Source organism: Paenibacillus farraposensis (assembly GCF_020736845.1).
GTDB lineage: Bacteria > Bacillota > Bacilli > Paenibacillales > Paenibacillaceae > Paenibacillus > Paenibacillus farraposensis.
In genome coordinates this window covers 16,834-30,112 of record NZ_JAFFQR010000063.1, presented here as the reverse complement: position 1 = coordinate 30,112, position 13,279 = coordinate 16,834, and the positions used below count along the sequence as shown (strand labels likewise).

The 13,279-nt window shown below is 45.9% G+C and carries 9 protein-coding genes, 2 pseudogenes and 2 riboswitches; of the genes and pseudogenes, 5 read left to right on the top strand and 6 right to left on the bottom strand.

Annotated features, from left to right (window positions below):
- Positions 1-9: 9 nt before the first annotated feature.
- Entirely contained in the window at positions 10-1,590 is a 1,581-nt protein-coding gene (locus JO375_RS08910; RefSeq protein WP_229524130.1) for an ABC transporter substrate-binding protein, read from the bottom strand.
- Positions 1,591-1,791: 201 nt separating this feature from the next.
- A riboswitch (cobalamin riboswitch) is annotated at positions 1,792-1,976 on the bottom strand.
- 455 nt (positions 1,977-2,431) lie between these two features.
- Here JO375_RS08910 and JO375_RS08905 point away from each other — a divergent pair.
- Positions 2,432-2,611 (top strand): annotated as a pseudogene (locus tag JO375_RS08905) (GNAT family N-acetyltransferase); the annotation flags it as partial.
- Between the two features lie 106 nt (positions 2,612-2,717).
- Here the strand turns inward: JO375_RS08905 and JO375_RS08900 are convergent.
- Both JO375_RS08900 and JO375_RS08895 read right to left on the bottom strand, forming a co-directional pair.
- Positions 2,718-2,915, bottom strand: coding sequence for a hypothetical protein (locus tag JO375_RS08900; RefSeq protein WP_229524254.1), 198 nt, complete (start codon positions 2,913-2,915; stop codon positions 2,718-2,720).
- Positions 2,902-3,519: a xanthine phosphoribosyltransferase gene (locus JO375_RS08895; protein ID WP_229524129.1), complete on the bottom strand. Its 618-nt coding sequence runs from the start codon at positions 3,517-3,519 to the stop codon at positions 2,902-2,904. The genes JO375_RS08900 and JO375_RS08895 overlap by 14 nt, the downstream gene beginning before the upstream one ends.
- Positions 3,520-3,677: 158 nt before the next feature.
- A riboswitch (purine riboswitch) is annotated at positions 3,678-3,781 on the bottom strand.
- 344 nt (positions 3,782-4,125) lie between these two features.
- On the opposite strand from JO375_RS08895, the pseudogene rhaD reads away from it, so the two are divergent.
- Together rhaD and JO375_RS08885 are read left to right on the top strand one after the other, a co-directional pair.
- Positions 4,126-4,970, top strand: a pseudogene (gene rhaD / locus JO375_RS08890) (rhamnulose-1-phosphate aldolase).
- Between the two features lie 134 nt (positions 4,971-5,104).
- The gene (locus JO375_RS08885; protein WP_229524246.1) at positions 5,105-7,363 is read left to right on the top strand and encodes a GDYXXLXY domain-containing protein; all 2,259 of its coding nucleotides are present in this window, start codon (positions 5,105-5,107) and stop codon (positions 7,361-7,363) included.
- A 175-nt stretch (positions 7,364-7,538) separates the two neighbouring features.
- On the opposite strand, the gene mmuM is transcribed toward JO375_RS08885, so the two are convergent.
- A complete protein-coding gene (mmuM, locus tag JO375_RS08880; RefSeq protein WP_229524128.1) occupies positions 7,539-8,486 on the bottom strand; it encodes a homocysteine S-methyltransferase in 948 nt (315 codons plus the stop codon).
- Positions 8,487-8,779: 293 nt separating this feature from the next.
- On the opposite strand from mmuM, the gene JO375_RS08875 reads away from it, so the two are divergent.
- Positions 8,780-9,835: an AEC family transporter gene (locus JO375_RS08875; RefSeq protein ID WP_229524127.1), complete on the top strand. Its 1,056-nt coding sequence runs from the start codon at positions 8,780-8,782 to the stop codon at positions 9,833-9,835.
- Between the two features lie 17 nt (positions 9,836-9,852).
- Entirely contained in the window at positions 9,853-10,872 is a 1,020-nt protein-coding gene (locus JO375_RS08870) for a 2-hydroxyacid dehydrogenase (protein WP_229524126.1), read from the top strand.
- A gap of 49 nt (positions 10,873-10,921) precedes the next feature.
- On the opposite strand, the gene JO375_RS08865 is transcribed toward JO375_RS08870, so the two are convergent.
- Positions 10,922-11,659 carry a response regulator gene (locus tag JO375_RS08865; protein WP_229524125.1) on the bottom strand — a complete coding sequence of 246 codons (738 nt, stop codon included), beginning with the start codon at positions 11,657-11,659 and terminating at the stop codon, positions 10,922-10,924.
- Complete coding sequence (locus tag JO375_RS08860) at positions 11,656-13,242, bottom strand: ATP-binding protein (protein WP_229524124.1); 1,587 nt, start codon at positions 13,240-13,242, stop codon at positions 11,656-11,658. The genes JO375_RS08865 and JO375_RS08860 overlap by 4 nt, the downstream gene beginning before the upstream one ends.
- Positions 13,243-13,279 lie beyond the last annotated feature (37 nt).

Here is a 13,279-nt window from a genome sequence, read left to right as displayed (position 1 = left end):
CGCAGCCCGCTATTTCGCAATATCGGATTGCGCTGTAATGTAGTAATACTCAATCGGATGAGGTGTAAAGCCCTCTACCCCTTTTTTCACACCAAATACATTGTCAGGATGCACAATGAATGACTGCGGCAGATCAGTATTAATGATATCTAAGGCTTGCAGTGTCACCGCATTGCGCTCCGCTGTATTCTTCGCTAGCTTCAACCTGCCGAGAATGTCCTCCAGCGGCTTGGAGACATATCGGCTTACATTGGCCTTGCTTTTGGAGGAATAAAACGTGTCCATAAAATATTGCGGCTCCCCTGTATGGGCCGTCAGCATACTGTACATGGCAAAATCCCAATCGTTTTTGCTTAACGCCTCGTCGATATTTTCCACTTTGCGTATCTTGACCTGGATGCCCTCTTTCAGCAATTGGCTTTGAATGACTTCAGCCATCACGGAGAGCTCCGGGCGCTGAGGGAAGGTGAGCAGCGTAACCTCAAACGGCTTGCCCTGCTTGGTCCATGTGCCCTGGGCGTCTTTTTGCCAGCCATCTTTGGTCAGCAATTGCTCTGGCGTTCCATCCAGTGCTTTACGCTCAGCCTTGCCAAAGGGGAGAATGCTCGGGAACGGACTGCTAGCCTCCGTACCGTAGCCTCTCATAACCGCACTCACAATGGATGCGCGCGGAATCAGGCTGTCCACCACCTGGCGGTTAGCTGCATCCTTGAACACAGGCGACCCCATATTGTAGACGATCATATGGGTACGCACGGAAGGAGCCGACAACACCTGCAGCTTGTCGTTCTTCTTCAGTACCTCCGCATTATCCACCGGAATATCCGTCGCTACATCTACCTCGCCGGACTGCAGCGCCATCAGACGCGAATTGCCGTCCGTAATGAACTTCATCGTCGCTTCGGCCAGCCGGGCCTTCTCGCCCCAATATCCGTCAAAGCGTTCCACAACCAGGGATTGGTCCTTGTTGAAGGCTTTGATTTTAAAAGCACCTGTCATCGCAGGATAGCTCTGTTCATCTTTCATAGATGCCACATCCAGCACAATCGTCGACGGATCAGCCAGATTGGATACCAGCGCCGCGTTCGGCTGATTTGTCGTAATTTTCAACGTCAGCGGCCCGCTGGCATCTATGGACTTCACATCCAGCAAGTCCTTCGCCAGATGGCTTTTCTCAATAGAACGCAGCAGGGAAGCCTTTACGCTTGCTGCATCCATGCTTTTTCCATCGTGGAAAGTCACTTTATCCTGCAAGCTGAGCGTCCAGACCGTAGGACTGTCCTGCTTCCAGTTCTTCGCCAGCCAAGCCACAGGCTCCAGCTTTTCATTCAAGCGGACCAGTGTCTCACCTGCACCGGAACGCATGACGTCCCAGCTATTGTCTCCGTGCGGGTCAACACCTGACGGCTTCCAGGTGTAAGCCATCACCAGCTTTTTATCCGTTGCCGCCTGTTGCCCAGATGAGCTTTCGCCCTTGGCAGATCCATCTGATATTCTATCCGCTGCAGAGCACCCCGCCAAAACCAGAACGGCTATGAGCAGCAGCCCTGTACATAAGAACCATAAGTATCGATTGCAATTGCTTTTCATTCTTGATCCCCCTGATCCTGTATTTCTTTATATATCCAACACAAAAAAGCATCTCCGGCCGCTTGTTCAGCAATCAGAAATGCTTTCATTATAAAATGCCAAGCACACCCTCAGCCCCCTCCAAAACAAGGGGATCGGATCGGTTCCAGACATTCCCGTATGAAGCACGCCCAACCACCTCCCCAGCATCCCGTGGGTCTGACAGTGATGTTAAAACAGGCAGGTCTCCTGACTCCAGGCTTGTCCTTCAGTCCTTCCCGGTTCTTCACAGTTCCAGTGGCTATTCTGAAAGCTACAGCATGTTCCTGCTGATGCCTGTATACAGTGGCGGGCCCGTGTCGGAATCTACCGAACTTCCCTTTTAAGCGAGCGCGAACAGCAAGGCAGCAAGGTCTCAATAAAACCCTGTACGTAAAAGTCCGGCTCGTACCTGTTTTCTTCCTTTATTCCTTTATATTACGATTTAGGATTATCTTATTTTGTTGTTACAGGCTTGTCAACAAATGCAGCGTAATGTCTTGAATTTGAACGATACGATAAGAATTAAGGCTGTGGCTTTTCAATTGTGTGCACGCAATTAAAGTGTCAAATTAGGTATATAGATACCCATCGTTAGGCGCCTAACCTAATTACGCGGTGGGTTTTCAGTGCTTAATGGGCTTTCCGCTCGGCTGGACCAATATCAGTGGCCTGCCGGATTAGGGCAACCGCAACATGATTGGGAACCACCTCGTACAGCAGTCGGTATGAAGAATCGTGTTGGTCGCCTGAAGGCACTAGGGAATGCAGTAAATCCGTTACAGATTTATCCGGTAATAGCTGCGATAAGCCATATCCATGCCGGGAGATGCTTTTTTATTGGGAAAATGAAATGAAGCAGCGGGGGTTCAAACGGCTGATGACCTCGACGATGTCCAATGAAGGGGCGCAGCATTTTTACAGAAAACTAGGGTACCGGGATGCCGGCGGACTGTTGCTTGACGATGAACCATTGGAGATTATGCTGGCCAAAACAATACTTAAATGTGCAGCAAACGGGTGCTGTCCCTGTGAGGGCGATGCAGCCGTTTCTTTTTGCGTCCAGCCCTTTGTTCTAACGGAAATAGGCGTCGCTAATCACTGCAAAATCAGCTAATCTGTTCTGTAACGCAACACAGCGTTGTTATAAGAGCTGGCTGATGTCCCGTATACCTCTCAATAATCTGCGCTGGTGTCAGGTGCAACGCTCCCCCTACAATCAGAGGTACAGCAATGGCCCAGCGTACATCGCCATGACATGCTGGAAGCCCAGCGCGAATATCTTTTGCTTGCTTAACATCCCACATTCTTCTTAGCGGGAAGAATCACTGCACCAGCTTCCTCTATAAAATGAACTTCGCCCGGTGCCATAGAGGCGATACGCGCAAGAGAGCGAACAGCAATGCCTCTTTGCTCCAACAGCCCGCGACCTTCCTGAAAGCTCTTTTCGATAACGCAGCCCACCCCTGCCAGCTCCGCCCCTGCTTCCTTCACAATATCGGCAAGCCCAACCAAGGCTGCGCCAGTAGCCAGAAAATCATCCACGATCAGTACATGGTCACTGGCATCGAGATATTTTTGGGAAATATTCACCTGAAAGGTTTCCCGGCGTGTGAACGAATGAACCTCAGCGAAGTATACCTGCTCGCTCAGCGTAATTGCCTTCTTTTTTTTCGCATAAATGAACGGAACACCCAAGGCAATAGCTGTAGCCATCGCAAACTGAATACCACTTGCTTCAATCGTAAGCACCTTGGTAATCGGGGCACTGCCGAAAAGCCGTGCGAACTCCTTCCCGATTTCCAGTGCCAGCGCTGTATCTACCTGATGATTCAAAAATGAATCTACCTTTAATACAGTGTCGGATAAAATCTGCCCTTCTTGACGAATACGTTCCTCCAAAGCTTTCATTACGCCAATATCACTCCTTCTGTACTTGAAAATGGAATCAAACCTGCCAAAACCAAAAAAGGACAGGCTCACTTGAGTTGTTTCTCAAGTGAAGCTTGTCCTTGGGGTTATCGTCCCTTGACGGTTTGGGGCACCAATAAATGTCCGTATTCATCCGAAGCCGATGTGCTATCACTCATAGTCGGACGATTTCAGTGGTCATCCGGTAGAAACCTTTGGGCCATATCCCCAATATTATACGAGTCATATGAAATTGATATCTTGTATACTACACCCTCTGGGCGGCGGTTTCAAGACTATTTTTCATATAGACAGCAACACCCGAAGAACCTTCCACCATTTGAAAATCCGATATTCCCGTCATCCACCATTTAAAAATCATATATAGTAGAAAACAGATGGCAAGAAACGGGAAAACCACACAAAACAACATTTTATTTTATCTATAATTTTAGAAACAAAGATAAACGCAAGCATATATTTCTGTTTATGTTGACCACACAGATAAACGGAAGTAGTATGGGATTAGTTAGCAAGTATTGCTAAAACGTTAATGGCTGCATTGATAAGCTTGTATTTTATATCACCCAAAGGGAGAGATCATCCATGACGACTGTGCTGGAGAATCAAAAGGAACGGAGATTAGGGTTTGATATCCCGTTCGTTCGCGAGGTGGCCCAGATTACACAAAATATGTGGAAATTCGGCTGGGATGAACGCAATGGAGGAAATGTCAGCTATATACTGGATGAAGCCGAAGTTGTAAAATATATGGATATTCATCATATCATCCGTACGATCAAGCCTGCTTTTCCTGTAAACGAACTGGCTGGCAAATATTTTATTGTCACCGGATCGGGTAAATACTTCAAAAACGTGATTGCCGATCCCGAGGCAAACCTGGGTGTCCTTCGTGTATCCGACGATGGTGAGCAGTTGGAGCTCTTGTGGGTCTCAAGGATGAGGCGGTTCCTACCAGCGAATTGCCTTCCCACTTCATGAGCCACATTGAGCGCTTGAAGGTTGACCCTAACCATCGTGTCGTGATTCATAATCATGCCACTCATGTGATTGCGATGACGTTCATTCATAGTCTGGATGAAAACCAATTCACCAAAACCCTGTGGGAAATGTGCACTGAATGCATCGTGGTCTTTCCGGACGGCATCGGTGTGATCCCCTGGATGGTACCGGGTTCCAGTGAAATCGGACGCGAAACGGCCAAAAAAATGAAGGCTCATCACGCTGTATTATGGCCTCATCACGGCATTTTCGGAACAGGCAGCTCAATTGATGAAGCGTTTGGCCTGATTGAAACGATTGAAAAGGCTGCACAAATCTATATGCTCATCGCTCACCATGAGAATCAGCAGCGAATTACAGATCAGGAATTGGCCGATCTGGCCAAAGCCTTTAACGTTACTCCAAAAGAGGGAATTCTGAACGTATAAGCATAAGCAAGACTTATCCTGCAGCTAAAAAGGCTCCACGGCTTATCTTCTTTATATACAATAAAATCAAAATTCACTTACCTCCACCAAAGTAGAGGTGAGCATCAAACCAACAGGAAAGGTACGTGAACTTCATGCTGCGATTCAATGCGATACGTACAGGTTATCTGCTGGGCATCTCACTGGTACTGGCTGCGATTATTTATTTCTTTGCCTCTAATTGGGGAGGACTGGATCGGGCGGTCAAAATTGTGCTGGCTGCTGCGCTTATTGTTCTGTTCTATGGCTTATCCTTTGTCTTTGCACGTATACGCACCATTCCCGGTCAACAAACTTTTCTGTCCAATATATTTCTGGTGGCCGGCTGTATAGCCTTTGGCGTTTCTGTGGCGTTGCTCGGTCAAATCTACAATTCCCACGCAGACAGTTACGGGTTGTTTTTGATTTGGTCTGTTCCGGCGCTGCTGCTTAGCTGGATTACCCGATACAACCCTTTTTACGTGCTGTCCTATGTACTGATCCACCTTGGCTTGTGGCTTTATTTTTACCCGGCGCTGCAAAGCGCGTCTTATAGCAAATTGGAATCACTGTCCATAACCGGGGTGTTCGCACTGGTCAATCTGGTATTGTTTTTGTTCACGTTCCTTCGCCGTTCAGGTGCGGCATCGCTAAAATATATGAGCTTTATCGTGTTCCATATCGCCCTACTGGCGATGACCAATTCCTTTGCTTTTGATGAATACGGCCTAGTTATGAACATACCGTGTATCGCTGTGATTGCTACTGGATTTTATGTATTCATTAGGATTCGGCTAAACAAAACGTTGCTAACCTTGAACGCGTTGGCGGCCTCCGCTTTTGCGGTCTTTAAATTCATCGAACTGGCAGAGGCGTACTCTTCTTCTCTGTTCTTTGTTTTTGGTCTAATTTTTGTAGCGCTGCTGCTGACGGGTAATGTATGGTTTTTCCGTTATCTTAACCGTTTGGGCGGGTCGTCACCGGACATGAATGCAACGGAGGCTGAAACGCTCGTTCCTGAGGAACGCAGCAGCGAATGGATCAGCAAAACCGTATCCCGCATCATCAAGGTGGTCGGAGTGCTGATCGGCAGTATATCTCTGATCGGGCTGATAACCATTAGCTCGAATGTAAACCACACCGAATATGTACTGTTGGGTGTATCCTTGCTGCTCATGATTTCAATGATCCTGATCCCGGACTCCAGGCTGGATTCTGTAATCCGCCATACCTTGCTGACAATCAGCTATATTACAGGCTGGGCATCCATTTTATGGTCAGACCAGACGTTGCTTTCAATACTGTTTCTGATCGTTTCTATCGCGGGATGGTTTCGCTCTAGCGGGAAACGGCAGTTGTTTTTCGCCTACGCCTTTGTGAACCTGAATCTGGCGACTATACTATTTCAGCAGTTTCGGGAATGGGAACGATGGAACTGGACCTTGGAGTCGATCATCTTGTCCCTTTTCTTCATCAATGCCGTGTTATATGGGGTAAGCTTCGTGGTCTCCAAAGCTGGTTTACGGGAGCACCTCCGGGACAGCTCGTTGTTTTTCAGCCTGTTGTTCCTGCTTTGGGCAACGTTTTTCGGGGATATCTTTCCACACTCTTATATGCTGATTAACATACTGTATTTTGTAGTTGTTACAGGGATGGTCTTCGCTTTTATCCGTTTAAAACGACATTCGACCGCCATAACGAGCATTGTGTTCTGGTTTGTTTTTATCGGCTTCAAATACTATGACCTGTTGTGGACGTTATTGTATAAGTCGTTTACACTGGCGCTGCTGGGCATCATTGTACTTGGCATTACTTGGTGGGCAGATTGGCGAATGGCCTACAGCGGCAAGACCGCGTTCGGGGCTGACCACCACAGCTTTAGCTTCATGCGCCTAAGCCCGCTGCTCATCGCTATCGTTATCGTATTGCAGCTTGGCATGATCGGCTATCAAACCGTCAGAAGTGAGACCATGCTCGCCACAGCTGCTTCCGTAAAGCTCAAACTGGCTCCTGTAGACCCGCGATCCCTACTGCAAGGCGATTACGTTGTACTGAGCTACGACATTTCTACTCCACCTCCTTCAAAGTCCACTCTTCAAGAGGATGATGGGAAGCGAGGTAAGGTTAAAGTCGTCCTCAAGCCGGGTGACCAAGGAATATACATCGCAGATCGCCTGTATCAGGATGGTGAAAAGCTGGCCAATCATGAGATTGTGTTGAACGGCCAGTGGAGTGGTTCTCGTATTCAGTACGGTATTGAGAATTATTTCATTCCCGAAGGAACCGGACGTACTATTGAACAGAACGTCCGTTACGCCTATATTCGGGTCAGCCATAATGGCGATGCGTTGCTGGAGCGTCTGGCGGAAAGCTGATTGCATCGGCAAAACAGCGAGGGATATTGGCCCCGAAAGCACTCATACCACAAAAAGCAGGCTGATCCAAGCTTCTCCATTGCTGGAGTGTAACTTGGTTCAGCCTGCTTTTTCAGGTCAGCCAGGGGTATCTTCTTTATGGATCGCCTACGCCCATCCCTGCGTTCTCCCACGTCTATACGTCCCGCGACCATACCGCTATTTCTTTAATGTCCTGCGGCCGAGTTCGGCAGCAGCCGCCAATCAGACGGGCACCTGCATCATACCACTGGCGGGCGCTCTGCCCGAGCGTCTCTGTACAGGCGGTACCGTGCCATGTTTTGGTCTCCGGGTCATATTCCTCCCCCAGGTTAGGGTACACCACCACAGGCTTGTCTGTACGGCTACGTATTTCATGAATAAGCGATGGAATGTGCTTGGGCAAAGTGCAGTTGATTCCTACAGCCGCCACTTGCTCATGCTCATTCAGCCACTCCGCGCATGCGGCGGCAGATTCCCCATTGCTGATGTGCTGCCCGTCCCTTGCACTAAAGCTAATCCAGGCATAGGTGCCGGGGAATTCTTTGAGCAGTCGGGCAATGGCCTTGGCTTCAACCAGACATGGTATGGTTTCACAAGCCAGTATATCCGCCCCTGCCTCGATGAGAGCCTTCATTCGCGGTCTGTGAAACTCGGCCAGCTGTTCCTCGGTCAGCTTGTAATCTCCGCGATACTCGGAGCCATCCGCCAAAAACGCACCATAGGGTCCGACAGAGGCCGCGACTAACGGCTTGGGACGATGCTGCTGATTGGCCGCAGTCGCAGCTTCAGCCCAAAATTCATCCCGTGCCTGCACAGCAATCCGCACCGATGACTGAATCAGCTCCAGCGCCTCATGTTCGCTCAGACCCCGCCGAACATAGCCTTCAATGGTAGCCTGATAGCTCGCCGTAATCGCGCAGTCTGCGCCAGCTTCAAAATAATCCCTATGTACCTGCTTGATCGCCTCCGGGTGCTCATAAAGTATTTTCGCTGACCATAAGCTGTCGTTCAGATCATGCCCATGACGCTCCAGTTCGGTCGCCATGGCCCCATCCAGCACAATCAGCGGAAATTGGTTCAGTATATGTTGTATCGGATTCATGCGGACCCTCCTGCTCGTCTTTTCTATTTAACCCACTAATCAAGTATGGTTTAATGATTTACATTATAGCATGTATGTTAATGAGCACCTCCCATTTGCCCATCTGATGTAACGTATAATTTTTTTAAATTAGTTTCATAAGTTAAATTAATTAGATATTGTTCTTTTTTTCACAAAGTTTTTTTACTATAAAGATGCAAACCAACCACTTTGGCCAAAAGATCAGGGAATTGCATCGTCACATTTTGGAATCGTCATTTATGTGAAAAAAGGTACAAGAGAGGGTTTTAATTATGTCTTTACTAGAAATGATTACAGCGACCTTAACAGATAACAAAATTGTCAGCTCTATCACTTCCACCGTTTTTATTATCCTGCTTGGTTTCTTTTGCCGCAAGAAGGGGATTTTTACCGCAGCCGTAGGAAAGCTGCTATCCAAGGTTGTCCTAACCGTGGCTCTACCAGCACTAGCCTTTAATTCTTTTATGCAGGATATTAATCCAACAATGTTAAAACAAGGTATAAATGTTTTAATATGGGGTGTTCTAATTTATATTATTCTCATCTTTGTTTCAAAACCTTTCTTTCTGAGCTACGACAAGGATAAACAGGATGTTTTGCGGGTGTTAACCATTTTCGGTTCTACTACTTTTTTCGGAATTCCAATTGTCGGGGCCATTTACGGTCCTACCGGAGTTATGTACAGTTCCATTTTTAATATAGGCTACCGCATTTTCTTATACTCCTATGGCTATATCAAAATGAGCGGCTTAAAAATGGAGCTTAAAAATCTCAAAACCATGTTTTTAAATCCGATCGTTATCGCCACTTTTCTAGGCTTGTTTGTTTGGTTGTTTCAGGGTTATTTTCCACAGATGAGCGTAGCTACAGAGGATGGGGCCATTCAGCAGTTCGCTTTTCTAAGAATTGATCAAACCGCTGTCTGGTTGTTCAAGCCCATGACCTATCTTGCTGGGCTAGCTTCTCCATTAGCCTGGTTATCGATTGGCTCGACATTGGGTGAGATCAGCTTCAAGTCGGCAGCTACTGACAAGACCTCTTGGTATTACAGCATAGTTAAGGTTTGGCTTGTACCCATTGTGAACATCGTTTTGCTGGCTTTGTTGACTGTATCTCATATTCTGTCAATCGATACTGTCGCTTTATCTACGATTGTCATTATGATGGCTACTCCTACAGCCACCGTAGCCGCAGCCTATGCCATCAGTTTTGATAAGGAAGCCGTACTGACCTCCAATGCATCGCTTCTATCAACTATAACTTCTGTCGTCATGATTCCAGTGTGGATCATTACGCTAAATATCATCGATAAAATTGGCATTTTCTAAATCAGGGGGAAAACAACATGTTAAAAATCATTTGCTATGGTGTCCGTTCTTATGAGAAGCAATATTTCCATAACCTCAATAAATACAACTTCCAACTAACGCTGGTAGAAGAGCTGTTAACCTCCAGCAATGCAGAATTGGCACAGGATCACGATGCAGTTTTGTTAAGAGGAAACTGCGCTGCGAATCGAGAGAATCTCACAAAATTCAAGGGATATGGCATTCAATATGTTTTCACCAGAACGGTCGGAATCAACCACATTGATTTGGATGCCTGCAGCGAATTCGGAATGAAGGTCGCACGCGTGCCATCCTACTCTCCGAATGCCATAGCGGAGCTCTCCTTAACTCTGGCTATGATGTTGTTCCGTCACACAGCTTATATGACTACCAAAAGCTCGTTCAAAAATTTCATTGTGGACGAGCATACATTCAGTAAAGAGATCCATAACTGTAAAGTTGGGATTATTGGGGTCGGTCGCATTGGCCTAACGGAAGCCAAATTGTTTAAAGGCTTAGGAGCCTCTGTTATTGGCTATGATGTGTACCAATCCGACGCAGCCAAGGAAGTCATTCCATTCACAACCTTAGATAAGCTGCTGGCAGAGAGTGATGTCATCAGTGTGCATGTTCCTTATCTGCCGGGACAGAACGACAACATGATTAACGCCAGCTTTTTAGCAAAAATGAAAAAGGGATCTATTCTCATCAATACTTCACGTGGAGAATTACAAGATAACCAAGCCATTTTGGACGCTTTGCTCAGCAACCATCTGGAAGGCTTCGCTACGGATGTCTTCCCTAAAGAAGATGAATTATTTTTCAGATCATTTGACCCATGGCAAATGCTCCCCGATCCAACGGTTCAGAAGCTTCTCGAGCTGTATCCAAGAGTCTTGGTTACGCCTCATGCTGGCTCGAATACCGTTACGGCGTTATCCAACATGATTGAAACCAGCTACGACAACTTCCATGATATACTTACGACTCAATCTTCGGATAATCTGGTCCCACTTCCTGTTCTTTCTATAAAATAATTAGAAAGCTCAGTATTCTCGTTGAAAAAAAAGAACCGCCATTTCCAGATTACAGTGGAAACGGCGGTTCTTTTAAATTAGGATTCAACTGATAAAGCATTAGCGGCCTGCCAACCTTGTGGTATTCTATGGATTCAATCAGGAAGCCATCGTCCACCAGAAACTGAATATATTTTTTCACCGTAATACGGGACAAGTCCACTTCTCTGGCTAAGGTTTCGACGGAAAATGGACCGTCCAGTTCTTTGATACTCTTTAGTATCGTGGTCATGGTCAGTTTGGACAAATTTTTGGACAGGTTTTTGGAAAGATTTTGGGATACTTTTTCAGGAGGTTCTTTCTTCTCCATATCCGTGTGCTCTTCTTTATTAAAATAATGATCAATGACAGCTTGGTTAATTCCGTTCCCTTCCTCCATCACCGTGGCCAGACGCTGGATTTTCTCAACAGCCAGCTTAAAGCGTTCGAATGTAAAAGGTTTAATTAAATAGTCAGCAACTCCATAAAAAACAGCTTCCTTCACCGTCTGAATGTCCTTTGCAGCCGTAATTAAAATAACCGACGCATGATACTGATGCTCCTGCATATGGGATAATAAAGTTAATCCGCTTTTTCCGGGTAAATAAACGTCCAGCAATACCAGATTCGGTGTCCATTTTTGAAGACAGTCCTGTGCTTTCTTGACGGTATCTGCTTTACATACAACATCCAAGTTGTCCATGCGCTCAATAAACTGTTGATTAAGCTCGGCAACCATAGGATCATCCTCAACAATCAGAACCTTCATTCATTTGTCACCTCCAATGTACAGGGTAACTCTACATATATACTTGTTCCCAGACCCGGTTGGCTGTCAAGCTCAATGATCCCCTGATGATTTTCCACCATGGTTCTAACCAGATTCAAGCCGTAGCCTCTATCTTCTCCTTTGGTTGAGAAGCCATGCTCGAATATTCTTTTTTGCATCTCAAAATCAATCCCTATACCATTATCTTTCACTTTCAGAATGAATACATTTCCCTCACACTCATAGTTCAATTTCAACTCAATTCTACCGGGTTGTTTCTTCTGTAAAATCGAGTCTATGGCGTTGTCAAAAAAATTGCCCAGTATGTGTATGACGTCATGAACGATGTCCTGCATCTCCACATTGGAGACATTCGAGCTTTCTTCAAGAAGAACCGAAATATTCTGCTCGCGTGCTTCGTTGATTTTACCCATAATAAAACCTGCTAATGCCGGAACTTTAATTCTTTCGGTCAGAAAGCCTACCTCATTTTGATACCGGTGATTTAGCTGCTGAATATACTGACTGACCTCTGCATATTGCTTCATCTCAATCAGTCCGGATATCACGTGCATTTTGTTCATAAATTCATGGGTCTGTCCGCGAAGGGAGTTAATATAATATTTTGTACCACTTAACTGGTTGCTAAGATGAATCATCTCGGACTGGTCGCGCAGCGTTGCAACGGCCCCAAAAAACTCATTTTCAATATATATAGGGGTTACTGTCGCAATGACTTCTATACCATTCACATAAAATGAGCGATCCTTGATCTTCTTCTTGTCATCAAACACTCTCTTGAAGAGTACATTATAAAAGTTGGTATCCATCTGCTCGCCAATCGGGGCTTCTATGTCTTGGTTTGCCAGTTGATACTTGGCCTGAGCTTCTTTGTTCATGAGCATAATTTTCTTGTCAGCCGAAATGGCTATAATTCCTTCAGCGACCTCATTTTCAATAATTTCTTTTTCGCGTAATCGTGCTGCTATCTCTTGCGGCTCAAGCCCAAATAAAATCGTTTTGATTTTTTGAGCCAGGAAGATGGCGCCCAAAACTCCACTAAAGAGTCCAAGCATCAGTCCCCCAAAAATAGTGTATTGCGCCTGCATCAAATCATAATTTAGGGTTCTCATGGTCAGTCCTACACATACAATGCCAATGACCTCATGCTGTTGATTAAATATCGGGGTAAAATATCGGTAGCCTTGGCCCAAAATACCTATATTTTCAGAAAAATGCCCCTGACCTAACAGCGTTCTTCTGGCATCATTCAAATCAGAGAACGGTTTGCCAATCATCGTTTCATTCGGGTGGGATAACCGAATTAAATCCCGGTTCAGAATGACAACAAAATCCACATTAACGTTTTTCATTACTCTCAGCGAATAGTCCTGAATCTGCTTCACAGGAACTCCCTGCTCGACATTTCGAATAACATCGCTGTCACTTGCAATGACCTTGGCAATACCCGAAAGTTTTTCCTTCGTATTATCAAAATGCTTGTTAATTACGAAATTACGAATGAGAAGCAAAGAAATGATCAAGGAAATAATGATAACTAAAACAACCAAAATAATAATCATGAACTGTAGCGAAACTTTGAATTGCCGTCTCGGTTTC

Coding starts and splice junctions, on each gene's coding strand:
- JO375_RS08910 (WP_229524130.1), bottom strand. CDS start 1,590: ATGAAAAGCAATTGCAATCGATACTTATGGTTCTTATGTACAGGGCTG.
- JO375_RS08900 (WP_229524254.1), bottom strand. CDS start 2,915: ATGTGGGATGTTAAGCAAGCAAAAGATATTCGCGCTGGGCTTCCAGCA.
- JO375_RS08895 (WP_229524129.1), bottom strand. CDS start 3,519: ATGAAAGCTTTGGAGGAACGTATTCGTCAAGAAGGGCAGATTTTATCC.
- JO375_RS08885 (WP_229524246.1), top strand. CDS start 5,105: ATGCTGCGATTCAATGCGATACGTACAGGTTATCTGCTGGGCATCTCA.
- mmuM (WP_229524128.1), bottom strand. CDS start 8,486: ATGAATCCGATACAACATATACTGAACCAATTTCCGCTGATTGTGCTG.
- JO375_RS08875 (WP_229524127.1), top strand. CDS start 8,780: ATGTCTTTACTAGAAATGATTACAGCGACCTTAACAGATAACAAAATT.
- JO375_RS08870 (WP_229524126.1), top strand. CDS start 9,853: ATGTTAAAAATCATTTGCTATGGTGTCCGTTCTTATGAGAAGCAATAT.
- JO375_RS08865 (WP_229524125.1), bottom strand. CDS start 11,659: ATGAAGGTTCTGATTGTTGAGGATGATCCTATGGTTGCCGAGCTTAAT.
- JO375_RS08860 (WP_229524124.1), bottom strand. CDS start 13,242: ATGATTATTATTTTGGTTGTTTTAGTTATCATTATTTCCTTGATCATT.